At 41.2% G+C, this 14,331-nt stretch carries 13 protein-coding genes; all 13 read right to left on the bottom strand.

Annotation, left to right across the window (positions count from 1 at the left end; translation table 11 throughout):
* Window positions 1–26 precede the first annotated feature (26 nt).
* Window positions 27–1,094 carry a TDP-N-acetylfucosamine:lipid II N-acetylfucosaminyltransferase gene (locus tag I2B62_RS09275; protein ID WP_195268686.1) on the bottom strand — a complete coding sequence of 356 codons (1,068 nt, stop codon included), beginning with the start codon at window positions 1,092–1,094 and terminating at the stop codon, window positions 27–29.
* An 18-nt stretch (window positions 1,095–1,112) separates the two neighbouring features.
* Window positions 1,113–2,399, bottom strand: a complete 1,287-nt coding sequence (locus I2B62_RS09270; RefSeq protein WP_195268685.1) for a hypothetical protein — start codon at window positions 2,397–2,399, stop codon at window positions 1,113–1,115.
* A gap of 19 nt (window positions 2,400–2,418) precedes the next feature.
* Window positions 2,419–3,528, bottom strand: a complete 1,110-nt coding sequence (locus I2B62_RS09265) for a glycosyltransferase family 4 protein (protein WP_195268684.1) — start codon at window positions 3,526–3,528, stop codon at window positions 2,419–2,421.
* A 21-nt stretch (window positions 3,529–3,549) separates the two neighbouring features.
* Entirely contained in the window at window positions 3,550–4,674 is a 1,125-nt protein-coding gene (locus I2B62_RS09260) for a DegT/DnrJ/EryC1/StrS family aminotransferase (protein WP_195268683.1), read from the bottom strand.
* Window position 4,675: 1 nt separating this feature from the next.
* Window positions 4,676–5,614, bottom strand: a complete 939-nt coding sequence (locus tag I2B62_RS09255) for a GNAT family N-acetyltransferase (RefSeq protein WP_207735982.1) — start codon at window positions 5,612–5,614, stop codon at window positions 4,676–4,678.
* Window positions 5,604–6,719 (bottom strand): Gfo/Idh/MocA family oxidoreductase, encoded by a 1,116-nt coding sequence (locus I2B62_RS09250; RefSeq protein WP_195268681.1) that lies wholly within the window; start codon window positions 6,717–6,719, stop codon window positions 5,604–5,606. Before I2B62_RS09250 ends, I2B62_RS09255 begins: the two co-directional genes overlap by 11 nt.
* 15 nt (window positions 6,720–6,734) lie before the next feature.
* Window positions 6,735–8,054, bottom strand: coding sequence for a nucleotide sugar dehydrogenase (locus tag I2B62_RS09245; protein ID WP_207735981.1), 1,320 nt, complete (start codon window positions 8,052–8,054; stop codon window positions 6,735–6,737).
* 8 nt (window positions 8,055–8,062) lie between these two features.
* Window positions 8,063–9,292 (bottom strand): glycosyltransferase family 4 protein, encoded by a 1,230-nt coding sequence (locus I2B62_RS09240; protein WP_195268680.1) that lies wholly within the window; start codon window positions 9,290–9,292, stop codon window positions 8,063–8,065.
* A 14-nt stretch (window positions 9,293–9,306) separates the two neighbouring features.
* Window positions 9,307–9,930 carry an acetyltransferase gene (locus I2B62_RS09235; protein ID WP_195268679.1) on the bottom strand — a complete coding sequence of 208 codons (624 nt, stop codon included), beginning with the start codon at window positions 9,928–9,930 and terminating at the stop codon, window positions 9,307–9,309.
* A complete protein-coding gene (locus tag I2B62_RS09230; RefSeq protein WP_207735980.1) occupies window positions 9,923–10,543 on the bottom strand; it encodes a sugar transferase in 621 nt (206 codons plus the stop codon). The genes I2B62_RS09235 and I2B62_RS09230 overlap by 8 nt, the downstream gene beginning before the upstream one ends.
* Window positions 10,544–10,566: 23 nt before the next feature.
* Complete coding sequence (locus I2B62_RS09225; protein WP_195268678.1) at window positions 10,567–11,703, bottom strand: DegT/DnrJ/EryC1/StrS family aminotransferase; 1,137 nt, start codon at window positions 11,701–11,703, stop codon at window positions 10,567–10,569.
* Between the two features lie 272 nt (window positions 11,704–11,975).
* Window positions 11,976–13,100, bottom strand: coding sequence for a GTPase domain-containing protein (locus I2B62_RS09220; RefSeq protein WP_195268677.1), 1,125 nt, complete (start codon window positions 13,098–13,100; stop codon window positions 11,976–11,978).
* A complete protein-coding gene (locus I2B62_RS09215; RefSeq protein WP_195268676.1) occupies window positions 13,084–14,226 on the bottom strand; it encodes a GTPase in 1,143 nt (380 codons plus the stop codon). Before I2B62_RS09215 ends, I2B62_RS09220 begins: the two co-directional genes overlap by 17 nt.
* Between the last annotated feature and the right edge of the window lie 105 nt (window positions 14,227–14,331).

Below are 14,331 nucleotides of genomic sequence, written 5' to 3'. Positions count from 1 at the left end.
CAGTCCTTGTTATGTAGTGTCCTATTCTATGCATCAAATATCTTAGTCCAAATTTTTTTAGCATAATCAAGACTGTTATACCCTATCATAATCTTTGAGTTTTTTTCTAATACGACATCCTGCTTTTGAGTGAATTTCTCAAAATTCTCTTGTTCTATTTGTACAGCGTCTTCCAATTGACATCCTAAGATGTTAGTTATTTCATCCCACATACTAGTGCCACTTCGCATATACACTTTTGCTTTTAAACAAATGAGCATATAGATATTTCCCAAGGCTTGCTGCCTGTCATTATTAAAAATAGCAATATCCATATTGGCCAGATGTTGGTTAAATATTTCTGGTTTGTAAAAATCTTTCATAATAGTTACCTTTTCGCCAAACCACTCTTTTGCTACTTTTTCTACTTCCTCACGATAGTTAAAGTCACCATAAGACATTGGCAAATAAATATGAATATTTTCTTCTGAAAATTTTTTCAAATTCATTAACACTTCTATATGATGATTACTTTGTGTTGCACTGTTTCCAATTTGGATGTTTAAAATTTTTGAATCAGCTGTTCTATTAAGTTTTTCTAACACCTCTCTGGAATAACTTGGACTATAATATTTACAATCATAGTAAGTTCCTTCTATCCCATACCACTCTTTTGCTAAATCATAATCACCTTTTACTAAAGTTAGAATTTTTTTTGCATTTTTAATTATAGACTTTCTGATAATTTCATAGATTCTTTTCTTTATTGATTTATTTCGTATATTATAATAATAAAGATCTGCCCCCCAAAAAAGTATTGTTGCCTTTTTTACTAAACCTTTCATAAAAAAAAGTTCTATTAATAATTTAGGAAACAATAAACTATGTAATATAATTGATTTTGCTTGATAACATTTTTTTAATGTACCTAAATCAATATAAAAACTATTAATTTCTTTTACATTTATATATTCTGAAAAATCAAGATCAAATCTTTCCTTATCTCCAAAAACTATAAAAAAATGTTCGTCTTTAAAATTATTATTTACAAAATTTATATAATCCTTAGTAAATTTCTCGTATTTAAAAAAATGCACAATTTTGTTTTTATACATTCTGTTGCCTTTCTTTTTTTATTCAGCATTTAATAAAAGTGATTTTTTATATTTTTCGTAGCTACCTAAAGCAAACCCAATAAGTATCCATGGAAAGAAACCGCAGCGAATTTCTCTAAAAAAGAAATATCCTATTCCAAAAACTTGATAAACAATGAGCGTTATAAAAGCACATCTTTGTAAAAAAGAAACCATACCCGTTGATTTTTTTATATTATGGTAAAGATTTTTCAGTACAATAATAACCAATCCATATTGTAAAATTACACCAATTAGGCCATAAGCAAAGAAAATACTTGCAAACTCAATTTCAACTCCATAAGATATTGAACTATCGTTAATCAAAATTTTAGATAAACCAAACAAATATTGAAACGGTGTTTTCAATAAGTTTTTAAAATAAATTAGTTGATCTACTCTACCCCCACCACTTGTTTCAAACAATACATTCCATCTATAAAACATTTTTACTACAACCGGATTATTAATTTTATATAAATAAAAGAATACTATCCAGATCAATAAACATATAAATAAAAATCGAAATGTGTTTTTTACTTTTCTTTTATCGACGATTACCTCTAAAAGATACATAAATATAATGGCAAATAACACCGCTAACATTCCTGCTCTCGCTTGTGAAGCAAATACATTTAAGATACTAATAACAGCAAGAATGCCCGCGGTTACTTTATATTGTCTGCTATGCTTTAATAAAAGTACGGAAAAAACAAAAAAGAACGCGGCAAGTCCTCCATTTGAAGTTGCGTGTTGTGCGATTCCACTTGATCTGAAATTTACCATTGCACGATTGAACGTTAAATAATCATCATCATGAAATGGATACATTTTCATGAAAAATTCACGACCTACTCCTGGTATCCACTCAACAATACCAACAAACATGGCAAATATTCCCACACATATGAAACATTTAATAAAAAAATTAATTCCGATTTTTTGATTTGATGATAGACTTATAAAAAATATGCATACCATAAATTTACATGCATAATTGATAACATCAAATCGGATTGAGAAGTGATCAAAATACTTAATTGAACCATATGTTGAAGTTAAAAATATTTCAAAAATTACCATTATAAAGAATAAATATATATATCCCATCCTTTTAGATATTTGATTATCCTTAGCTAAAAATACGAGTCCGCCAGTAAAAACAAGTGGCATTGCAATATAGATCATTGGCACTTCTAATGAAGCAATCTCAAATGTTGGTAATACAGCTAAAGTGAAAATAATAATAGTTATCGTTTTGTACTTAAACGCTGTACCTAGTTTCATGTTTATTTCCCTTCAAGATTTATTTTAAGCATTCGTTATAAATTTTATTTATTTTTAAAATGATTTGATTCCAAGAAAATTTATTACTTAGTTCAATACATCTTTTAGATATATCATTATATTTTTTTAATATTATATAAATTTTTTCATGTAAATCTAAATAATCACTAGCTTTAACATGAAATCCTACATCGCCTTCACAAAATTGCCCGTCAAACCCTTGCCCTATTGAATAAATAACCGGCAACCCCTGACTCATGGCTTCAGCATAAACCAAACCAAATGTTTCATGGATGGAAGGCATGACAAAAATATCATGTTCACGGTATACCGATAGTAGATCTTCTTTTGATTTTGTACCAAGATAATGTACAAAATCATATGCCATCACTTTATCAAAAATCTTTTTATCATTTTTTTTTCCAACAATCGACAATATGACTTCTATGTCATTATTTTTTAATCCTTTTACGGCTTCGATTGTTGTTTCTATATTCTTATTTTTGTTTATCTCTCCAACATATAACAATTTAAGTTCATTATTGGAATCATAACCTTTAGGTTTACCGATATTTTTAAACCAAAAATTATCTATTCCATTTGGAATAATGACACATTTTTGCAGAAATTTGTCTTTATCTTGTTGGGGAATATATTTCTTTAAAACTTCATCTCGATATGCTTTTGATAAAAAAATCACTTTCTCTGCATGTGTCATTATTTTGATCCCCAAGTTCCGTAAATGAATCAATTTTTTTAAAAAGAGATTTACATCCGTATTTCTTACTGTCACCAAATAAGGAATACCATCGTCAATTTTAGTTTGATACGCAAGCCATCCATTTGTAAATAAAGTATGTGCATGAATTAAATCAAATTTTTGAATGTTATATTCTTGGTTTAATTTGTTTTTTATTTTTTTTTGTTTTATATGGAAAAAATAACGGTCAATTTCGTTGAAACTTGGGCATATTTTGGTATAATTACCATAATTAAAACTATTTTTTTTAAAATTCTTTTTCACAGGTACAAAAACACTAATATCCACCCCTTGATTTATTTGCTCGTCATACAGATTTTTGTAAAAATAACCTTGAGCATAATATGAATTTAAATGTAATATCTTCATTTTTTACTCACATTCTCTTTTTTATATATTATTTTTAATAGTAGTATTAATTTTTATAATGTTTTCCTCTGTCAAATAAGGGTGCATGGGCAGCGCCAGAACCCGCCCGCAAAGCTGCTCAGTCACCGGACAACTGCCTTTAATAAAGGGCGTGTCCTTGAAAGCGGCCTGCTCATGCATGGGCTTGGGATAATAGATCATGGTCGGAATCCCCTGCTCCTTAAGCGCGGCCTGCAGCCTGTCCCGCTGGCTGGCTGATGACAGGGTGATAGTGTATTGGGCCCAGCTGGATAAAAAGCCCTCTGGAATAATAGGTGTTTTGACCACGCCGCTCAATTTCCTGGTGTACTGGGCTGCCGCATCGTTCACGGCCTGCAGCTCGTTATCGGAAAAGGCCCTGAGCTTTACCTGAAGAATGGCTGCCTGAAGGGTGTCCAGCCGGGAGTTGACCCCAATGCGCACATTATCATACTTAAAGCTGCCCTTGCCGTGAATCTTGTAAGAGTTGATAAGGGCTGCCAGATCGCTATCATCCGTAAAGACAGCGCCGCCATCCCCATAACAGCCTAAGGGCTTGGCCGGGAAAAAGGAGGTGGTGGCCGCGTCGCCAAAGCTGCAGGCCCGTTTGTCGTTAATTGCCCCACCAAGGCCCTGGGCGCCGTCCTCCAGCACCTTGAGGCCATATTTGTCCGCAATGGCCTGTATCTTAGGATAGTCGGCCGACAGGCCAAAAAGGTCGACGGCGATGATGACTTTTGGGGTCAGCTGTCCCTCTGCAAGCACGGCCTGAATAGCTTCTTCGAGCCTTTTGGAATCCATGTTAAAACTATCTTCGTCTACGTCTACAAACACGGGAGTGGCGCCCTGGTGGGCAACGACCTCGCCGGAGGCAAAAAAGGTGAAATCCGGCACGAACACCGCGTCACCCGGGCCAATGTCCCAGGCCATGAGCACCAGGGATAGCGCGTCGGTGCCGTTGCCGCAGGTCTCGCAATGCTTTACCCCCACGTATTGGGCCAGCTGCTCCTCCAGCTCGGTGACGGGGGCGCCGGAAATAAAATTCGTGTTGTCAAGCACGGACTGGATGGCGGCGTCGATGTCTTTTTTCAGGTGTTGATATTGGATTTTTAGGTCTCTGAATTGCATGCTAATCCTCTTGTTTTTTAAAGTCTTTGTAAATTCGAAAATAAGGCTTTTGAACAGCCCCAAATTCTCTAAAGGAATGCTCAATTTGTTTTATGACACTGCCCTCAAAATCAAATTTCAGTCCCAAGTCTGACGCTAATTTAATTCCCCTATAAATTAGCGCGTCATACGCTTGACTTTTTCTTAATTCCGGATTGGAACCACCTAATAATAAATACATTGATTGCTGATCCCAAATTAAATAAATGATTGCATGTATTCTGTTTTCGTCATCGATCGCATAATAGTTTTTACAACAATTATTGCTTTTGCATGCTTCATCCAATTTTATTAAAAATTTAAGTGAATAAGGTATTTCAATGTTTTGTCGGTCAAAAGTCATTTTATTGACTTCATACATTGCCGAAATTTCTAAATCTTCTCTGATCATCAAATTATTTTTTTCAGATTTACGAATCATATTTCGTAGGTTTGGCGAAAAATCATTCCATACACAGTTCATATCCTGTGTATTTTCGATAACGTATGTATATCGTGTAATTTCTTGATATTTTCTCCAATAAAAAGGTAGCCAATTCGTAAAAGAATAATGATATTGCTGTTCATAGCGATCAATGGGTAGATCTTCAATAAAATCACACACCTTATTAATAATCTTTTCCTCATAATGTAGTTTTTTAAAATACTTTTGATCTTTTGGATATTTTATAATGATACCGTTATTTTGAGTAAGTAAGGGTTTTGTAATTTTTTTTAAACCATGCGTATCATGTATATAATACGGCATCGCAGCTATAACTTCTCCACCACTTTCAAATAAGTAAACGTCCCAATTACCATTGCAAGTTATATCTAGCCACCAAGACTGCGAAAAAATAGGTGTATACGTACTATCGCAAAAAATTTGGTATTTTTCTTTTTTTTCTATATCAATCATCATATTTCCTTTTTTCTATTCTGTAAGGGAAATTAAATCTTCCCTCAAAGTCAGTACTACAGCAATTGTTAAGAGGCAGTTTCACGACCGTTCCCTCTGCCGCGGACTGGTAGATGGCCAGCACCAGCTCCAGAGCATTTTTTCCGGCCTGGGCATCCACATAGGGCGCCCGGTCCTGCTCGATGGCTTCGATCACATCCCGGTACAGGCTGGTGTGCCCGTTGCCGTAGACATTACTTGTCGCTTCGTGAAAGCCGTTGTTTTCAGTGTTTTCATGATCATCGGCGTCGGCCAGATCCCAGACGTCAATGGCGTTGGTGGACTTGCCGCCAAGCTTGACGGTGCCCTTTTCCCCAAAAAGGTACAGTGTCTCTTCCAGATTCTGGGGATAAACGTTGGTGGTGCCTTCGATGGTGGCCACAGCGCCGTTTTTAAACTGAACCACGGCCATGCCAATGTCCTCTGCCTCCAGATAGTTGTGGAACTGCTGCCTGGTCACGCCATAAACTGTGTCGATTTCGTCCCCCATCATCCAGCGCAGCAGGTCGATGCCGTGGATGCACTGGTTCATCAGACAGCCCCCGTCCTGAGCCCAGGTGCCGCGCCAGGGCGCCTGGGTGTAATAGTCCTGATTCCGGTTCCAGCGCACATGGATGGAGCCGTGTGAGACTCGGCCAAAGCGCCCTTTCTCCACCGCGCCCCGCATTTTCTGCACGGCGATGTTAAAACGGTTCTGGTGGCAGGCGGAGACCTTTATCTTGTTTTCTGCAGCCGCCCTGATGATGGCATCGGCACCGGCAATGCTCATGGCCATGGGCTTTTCGATGATCACGTGAATGCCGTGTCGGATGCAGTACAGGGCGATCTCCTCGTGCAGGCCGCTTTCGGTGGCAATGCCGATTAGGTCGAGGGGGTTCTCTTCGATCATTTTTTTATAGTCCGTGTAACGCCGGATACTGATGTCTTTTTCAAGGCCATGCTTTGCCAGCAGGCTCTCCATGTGGTCGGGGATGGCGTCACAGACGGCCACGAGGTTCAGATTGTTATTTAATACGGCTTGGATATGATTGGTCGCGATGCGGCCACAGCCGATGAGTGCGTAGTTCATTGGTTACTCCTGTTTTTACAACAACTCAATATTGTCTCTATTCTTAATTTGTTTTAATGCATTCTTAGTGTCAAAGATAGCTTTTGCATTTTGTTGTACCATATTGTAATCAATACTTGTGTGGGCAGTTGTAATAACGACTAAATCATATTTTTTAACAACAGCCGCATCAATTTTTTCTATTCCTTTATGGATTTTACCTTTATACTTGTACTCTGGGATAAAAGGATCATAAAAATCAATCTGCGTTCCAACTTTTTCAAAGTTTTCAATGACCTTTAACGCTGGGCTCTCCCGGTAATCGTCGATGTCCTGTTTATACGCCACACCGAGTGCAAGGACCTTCGCGCCGTTTAGGGCTTTTTTGTCTCTGTTTAAAATACGCGAAGCCCGGTCAATACAATACTCCGGCATCCGGTCATTAATCATCATGGAGCTTTCAATCATGGAGGTGTGGAAACCATACTCCCGAGCCTTCCACGACAGATAATAGGGATCGAGCGGGATGCAATGCCCGCCCAAACCCGGACCCGGATAAAAGGCCTGGAATCCATAGGGCTTAGTCTTAGCCGCGTCCACCACTTCCCAGATATTGATCTTCATGCGGTCACATAAGATGGCCAACTCGTTAATCAAACCTATATTGACATTCCGGTAAGTGTTCTCCAGAATCTTTTCCATCTCAGCAATGGCTGGCGAGGATGCTTCAAAAACATCTCCATCCAATACCACCCGATACATCGCTGCAATGACCTCAGTGGCATCCTCGCCAATACCTCCAACCACCTTAGGCGTGTTCTTTGTTTTATAAAGCGCATTGCCGGGATCCACCCGCTCTGGTGAAAAGCCTAAATAAAAATTCTCACCGCATTTTAAACCCGAACCCTGTTCGAGGATGGGTTTAATGAGTTCTTCCGTGGTGCCGGGATAAGTCGTGGACTCTAACACCACCATGGTTCCTTTTTTCAGGTATTTAGCAACCTCTTCGGTTGATGACTTGACATAGCTGATGTCTGGCTGCTGGTATTCATCCAGTGGTGTCGGCACGCAGATTGCGATAAAATCCGCATCTTTGATGAAAGAAAAGTCTGTTGTTGCAGAGAGCATTCCGCTATTGACTAATTCTTTTAAGTCATCGTCGATGACATCGCCGATGTAGTTGTGGCCTTCATTGACCATTTTCACTTTTTCTTCCTGAACGTCGAAGCCGATGGTTTTAAAGCCGGCCTTGGCTTTTTCTACGGCTAAGGGAAGACCTACATAGCCTAGGCCTATAACACCGACTTTAATTTGCTTCTTTGTGATTTTATTTATTAATTCTTGTTTAATTTCCATTTCTTTTCCTACTTTTCAATAGTTTCGATCAACTGCTCTGTTAAATTTTTAAAATCGTACTTTAACGCTGTTTTCTCTGCGTTTTCACCGATACTGTTATATTCATCTTTCGATAGATAAAAAAATGAAAGTATTCCCTCTGTAATATTTTCAGGTAAACATCCAACTTTTTTCCCCGCATTATTATTTATAATATAGTCATAATGAGCATCTATATCGGATAAAATCGGATGACCACTGGCGAGATAATCAAAAGATTTATTAAGGCTCATACCATATCTTACAAGCCTGGCTGATACCCCATGCATTAGATTCAGATCACATTTACTTAAAATATAGGGAATGTATTTTTTATCAACAGACCCTTTAAACACAATGTTTTCGATTTTTTCTTCATTGCAACGTTTTTCCAGCGCTTCACGCTCATTACCGTCCCCATAAATCAAAATTTTTACATTTTCAGAATTTGTATTTTGCAACACTTTTGCTGCATCAACTAATGTTTCAATATTATTAACTTTTCGGATTGACCCAATATAGACAACCTTAAAGGTATCTGGATCTTCCAAATCAAAATCTTTGTAAGTGATATTTTCTTTACTATACTCATATTCTTTTAAATCAATCCCATTATTGATATGATGTACTTTCGAAAGATCAATATCATCTTGCCATCCTTGATCAACAATATAATCTTTTCCACCTTCCATGGTAAAAACTAGTTGGTCAGCTTTTTTATAAAGATATTTTTCACATTTATATAAAATTTTAGATAAAAGTCCATTTCTTTTTATAATTCCATATTCAACCAAAGATTCTGGCCATAAATCTCTTATTTCCACAATATTCTTACAATGATATTTTTTTGACAGTTTAATTGCCGCCAAACAGGCTAAGGGATGCACGGAAGATCCAATAATAATGTCTGGTTTTTCAAAGTTATCTGCTACTTTTAGGACACCTTTGTAATAATCAAACATATTCTTTATACGTTCTTTTCCATTGCCTTTATACTGTCTTGTTTTTATATATACAAACGGTATATCTTCTTCTGTATATTCAATATATTTTTTATCATCGTTTATAAGATTAATGCTCGAATTATGCTGGGCACTAGATACAAATATTGTTACTTTATATCCTGCCTGTTTTAAATACTTTGCAAAATTAAAATGTCTCAAACCCGTACATATTGAAGGAGGGCCAGCATAATGGTTGAAAATCCATATTTTTTTCATATATCATTTCCTCCTTAATATCGTCGTTCTTTTAATTTTGCCGGAATACCCACATATGTTCCGGCTTCGGTCAAATCTTTTACCACCACACTACCTACACTTACAACCACTTTTTCTACGATTATTTTTCCTTGAATAACATTGGCACCCGCTCCAACATGACACGCCTCACCCATATGTACATTCCCACACAAACAAGCCTGTGGCGATACATGGGTGTAGTCTCCAATCACACACTCGTGCTCAATGACCGCTGAGGTGTTAATGATACAGTGCTTTTTAATCTCTGCATCGGCATTAATCACGACACCGGCCATTACGGCTGTGCCGTTACCAATACGGACGCCTTCCCCGATAACTGCGGTGGGATGAATGGCGGTATAGTAGTTTAATGCTGGATTGCTTTCTGCGATTTCTTTTCGGATTTTATTATTGCCTATCCCGATGATAAAATAGTAATCGTCTTTGTATTTCTGTGTATCTTCTATCTTTCCCAGCACGGGAATCTGATGGATCTCTTTCTTTGCCGGGTCGTCATCTAAAAAGCCCAGGACTTTGTCTCCTGATTGATGGACAATATCGGCGATCACTTTTCCATGGCCGCTGGCTCCGATGATCATGACTTTTTTCTCAGGCATTGGCTTTTTCACTTCCTTTGAATACTTCCATGGTGACTGCTGTATCTGCGTTGATGTCTTCCTGCTTGAAGGCTTTGATCATAGTTTTTATGACAATGCTAACATCCAGGGGAAAGCTTACCTTTTTTACATACTCGACATCGTAATTGAATTTCTCTTCCCAGGTGATGGCGTTGCGCCCATTGACCTGAGCCAATCCTGAAAGGCCGGGTCTTACTTCATGCCGCCTTTTCTGTTTTTCATTGTATAAGGGAAGATACTGCACCAATAAGGGTCGAGGTCCAACAACACTCATATCTCCTTTAAAAATATTAAATAGCTCGGGCAATTCATCCAAACTGGTACTTCGGAGCATCTTTCCAAACTTCGTCAGCCGAATGCTATCCGGTAACAACTCACCTTTTTCGTCCCGCTCATCGGTCATGGTTCTGAATTTGTACATGGTAAAGATTTTTTCATTCTTGCCGGGCCGTTTTTGTTTGAAGATCACCGGGCTTCCCAGCTTCTTTTTAACTAGGATTGCGGTAACGCCCATCACGGGTGACAGCACGATGATGGCCACGCCGGACAGGGTGATGTCGAGTATGCGTTTGACGTATTTCTGATAGATCATTTTGAACCTCGGTATTTTACTTTTTAAAAGAGTGTCTTAATAATGTTGATAATACGCTGTTGGTCTGCTTCGCTCATTTTTGTATCGCTCGGCAGGCAGACGCCCCGGTTAAAGATATCTTCTGCGATGCTCTGTTCATTCTCTGGATCGCAATGGCTGAAGAAATCAAAGGCTTTGAAGTAGGGCTGCAGATGCATGGGTTTCCAGACTGGCCGGGATTCAATGTTTTCTTTTTCCAAAGCTTGCATGATATCTATTGGCTTTACCTTACTATCCTGTTTTAAAGTCATGCAACTTAGCCAGTAATTGGGCTTGCCTTTATCGGAAATGGGCATCATTTCAATATCGCTGATTTGTTTAAAGGCTTCTTGGTAGGTAGCAAAGATTTCTTTTTTCTTTGCGACCCGCTCATCAAGGACTTTTAACTGTCCTCTTCCGATACCGGCAACGATGTTGCTCATGCGGTAATTGTAGCCTAGCTCTTTGTGCTCATAATGGCGTTCATTCTCTCTGGACTGGGTGGACCAAAAGCGGATTTTCTGGATAAGGGCTTCGTCGTTGCCGAGGAGCATGCCGCCGCCGGAGGTGGTGATGATCTTGTTGCCGTTAAAGGATAGAACGGACAGATCGCCTAGGGTACCGCATTTCTGTCCCTGGTAGGTTGCGCCTAAGGCTTCGGCGGCGTCTTCTAACACGGGTGTGTGGTGTGCTTTACAGAGGACTGACAGCTTTTCATAATCGGCGGCCTGTCCGTATAAATCCACAATGATCACGGCTTTGGGATTGGGGTATTTTTCATAGGCTTTTTTAAGAGCGGCCGGGCTCATGTTCCAGGTTTCGGGCTCGCTGTCGATGAAAACGGGCTTTGCGCCCAGGTAGATAATGGGGTTGGCGCTGGCGGAGAAGGTCAGGCTGGAGCAGAAGACCACATCGCCTTCCCCTACCCCCAGTGCTTTTAAGCCAAGATGCAAGGCGGCTGTTCCGGCGGATAAGGCGGCTCCTGCTTTAAGTCCCACATAGTCTGCCATTTCTTTTTCAAACTGGTTGACATTTTTTCCCAGGGGAGCGATCCAGTTGGTGTCAAAGGCTTCCTGTATGTATTTCATTTCTTCGCCGCCCATGTGGGGCGAGGCGAGGTAAATCTTTTCGGGCTTTTCCATTTTTCTTTCCTTTTATATTTTATATTAAAACTCATCTAAATTTAATATCTAAAAAAATCAGAGCCTACACGCGCTCTTTTGCTTACAAAAAAATCAATTTTTTCAATATCGAAACCTATTATAACATTGGCTCCTCAAAATTGCACGTAAAATTTAAAAATAAATAAAAAAATTTATTTAAACTCGATTTATAACGGTTGTTTTCTAATAATTTAGGTATAGTGCCTGCCTTTGACGACCGTACGAAATGGACGGTCGTCATTTTTGCTTCTTTATTTGGGGCTCTGCACAATTTTATAATACGCGCGCAGCTCTGCTTTCATTTTACGGGTATATTCCTTTAGCAGCTGGTACAGCTGTTCGCGGTATCTGGTCAGGCCCTTTCTGTAGAACTGGGCAAAGGCGTCGTGCTTTGTGGCTCTTTTTTCCTTTTTAAAGAGGCCTTGAAAAAACTGGCCGATATTGTCGCCTGCCGCCTGGAGGGCATCGGTGAAGTGGAGCTTCATTCTCAGGGCTTCCAGTGGTTTTCTGGGCTTTTTGGCAAACCCGACAGGGTTTTGCTCGAGGTGGTCGCAGAATTTCCAGTAATAGCGGCAGGCTTCGGAGATCAGGGTGTCGTAGGACTGCTCGATATCGCTCTGCGCTTCCTCGGCGTAGGCGGTAAAGAGGCGGTTGCGTTCCTTTTCCTTATGGGCGCTGATACCGCCGGGCCTTCTGAGGTCGGCGTCGATGCGGTAGCAGCAGCGGGTATACCAGGTCTCGATGATCTCTCTGCCCTCCTCCTCAAAAATATGGGGAATTTTCTGGCTGATGGCGCTCAGCAGACCTGACTTGATCCGGCTGATGACGGCCTCCCGGCCAAAGGCCAGGGTCTTTTTTCCGCTGAGCAGGGTTTTGGACTGGCTGTTAACCGGGAGGATATCCTCCTCGGGCACATGGCCGCTCTGGACAATGGTCTGGAGCATGGTCATAAGGTTCTCCTGCCCTCCTGCCACATCGGCGTGGGTCAGGGCCACGAGCACCTGATTGCCGCCCTGGCGCAGGCTTTCGATGATCTCAAGGTCAAAGTCCTCTACCCGGGCGGCTTTGGCCGAAATGCAGTAAAGAATGGTATGAAACCACTCGGTGATCTCGGGCACGTCATGGGCTTTGAGGGTATCGTTTATGAGCTGCTTCCAGTCTCTGGCCTTATCGGCCTCCAGGCCCCAGGAATCGTACAGGTGCAGGGTAAAATCCGGGGACAGGGTCACGGTCTCCTCATAGATGCCCATACCGGTAACGGGCCGCCCTGCCCCGGTAGCATAGACGTTTCTGCCAAAGATATAGTTGAACAGGGAGGTCTTCCCGGACCCGGTTTTGCCGAGGATGAGCACATTGGCGTCAAGTGTCTTTTCCATTTTTATGCTCCTTCAGCCAGCTTTCTACAAAGCCGGAAAGGATGGCGCTGTCAAAGAATTTCTTATAGGACTGGGGCTTGCTACCCTCAAACACGGCTTTGGCGTAGTTGGCGCAGCTCTGGGACAGGGCTGCGCCGATGGCGGCGGTAAAGGTGGAGGCCACAACGGTGTTCACGGCAATGCCGGCCGCGGTACCCACGCCGGGGATCATCTTGAGCACACCGGCGGTCAGGCTCTGGGCCAGCATCCGCCCTGCCTGGGTCACCACCAGGCTGCCCACAAAGGAGATGAGATCCTCGGAGATTTTATCGAGCCCGTAGGTTCTTAAGATGTGCATGGCCATGGAGACCTGTATGGGCTCTAAAAGCACTGCGTCCGAAAACGGAATGGGCGTCGCGGCCACGCCTGCCGCGGCGGTGGTGTAAATAGGGATGATCTTTTTTGCGACCAGCTCCTGCTTTTTCTGAACATGGCCTGCCAGCGAGCCGATGAAGCCTTCCTTTAAAGAGTCGTCCAGCTCGCGGATTGCCCAGTCGACCAGGGCATCCCACTCAATATAAGGCTCCATTACCTCCTGGATATATTTATCCTCATGGGCGCTGGTGGCAAAGCAATGGACATTACAATTTTCTGTGACGGCTCTGAACAGCTCGCGGTATTCCTCATAATCGACGCAGTCCAGCTGGGTCAGTACCACAACCGTAGGGATATTTTTTTCTAAAAGGGTCTGCACCACAGAGATATCCATATCGGTCACCCGCTTGTTGGCAGCGGAGATACAGTACCAGGCCTCGTGGATCTGCCTGGCCAGCCCTCCCTCCCGGCGTTCCTCGATCCATTTTTCCACATTGTCCCGATAGGCGGAGATTTTTTCCTCGCCGATCTCGTAGCCCTCGGTGTCAAAAAGATTGACGCTGGTGTCCTCACTGCTGTACTCGGTAATGCCTCTGGTCAGCGGTCTTCCTGTCCCGGTGGCCGCCACATTTTTGCCAAAAATCCAGTTGACCACGGTGCTTTTGCCTGCTCCGGTGGCCCCGCAGATCAGGATATTGGGCTTGCGGATTCCAGCCGCTACCTTTTCCAGTTCTTTCTGAAAATCAAAATTTTTCACCTTAATATCACTCATGGCTGCGCCTCTTTTCTGATGGTTAATTCTTTAGTTTTATTATACCCCTTTATCCTCTGATCTTCAACAACGTAAAAAGGCGGCGGACTCCAGTGTCCGCCGCCT

Source organism: Eubacterium sp. 1001713B170207_170306_E7 (genome assembly GCF_015547515.1).
Lineage (GTDB): Bacteria > Bacillota > Clostridia > Eubacteriales > Eubacteriaceae > Eubacterium.
Note: the sequence above shows the minus strand (reverse complement) of the source record. Positions and strands in the feature narration are given on the sequence as shown.

Coding starts and splice junctions, on each gene's coding strand:
- I2B62_RS09260 (WP_195268683.1), bottom strand. CDS start 4,674: ATGCAATTCAGAGACCTAAAAATCCAATATCAACACCTGAAAAAAGAC.
- I2B62_RS09235 (WP_195268679.1), bottom strand. CDS start 9,930: ATGCCTGAGAAAAAAGTCATGATCATCGGAGCCAGCGGCCATGGAAAA.
- I2B62_RS09245 (WP_207735981.1), bottom strand. CDS start 8,054: ATGGAAATTAAACAAGAATTAATAAATAAAATCACAAAGAAGCAAATT.
- I2B62_RS09230 (WP_207735980.1), bottom strand. CDS start 10,543: ATGATCTATCAGAAATACGTCAAACGCATACTCGACATCACCCTGTCC.
- I2B62_RS09220 (WP_195268677.1), bottom strand. CDS start 13,100: ATGGAAAAGACACTTGACGCCAATGTGCTCATCCTCGGCAAAACCGGG.
- I2B62_RS09275 (WP_195268686.1), bottom strand. CDS start 1,094: ATGTATAAAAACAAAATTGTGCATTTTTTTAAATACGAGAAATTTACT.
- I2B62_RS09225 (WP_195268678.1), bottom strand. CDS start 11,703: ATGGAAAAGCCCGAAAAGATTTACCTCGCCTCGCCCCACATGGGCGGC.
- I2B62_RS09250 (WP_195268681.1), bottom strand. CDS start 6,719: ATGAACTACGCACTCATCGGCTGTGGCCGCATCGCGACCAATCATATC.
- I2B62_RS09265 (WP_195268684.1), bottom strand. CDS start 3,528: ATGAAGATATTACATTTAAATTCATATTATGCTCAAGGTTATTTTTAC.
- I2B62_RS09255 (WP_207735982.1), bottom strand. CDS start 5,614: ATGATGATTGATATAGAAAAAAAAGAAAAATACCAAATTTTTTGCGAT.
- I2B62_RS09215 (WP_195268676.1), bottom strand. CDS start 14,226: ATGAGTGATATTAAGGTGAAAAATTTTGATTTTCAGAAAGAACTGGAA.
- I2B62_RS09240 (WP_195268680.1), bottom strand. CDS start 9,292: ATGAAAAAAATATGGATTTTCAACCATTATGCTGGCCCTCCTTCAATA.
- I2B62_RS09270 (WP_195268685.1), bottom strand. CDS start 2,399: ATGAAACTAGGTACAGCGTTTAAGTACAAAACGATAACTATTATTATT.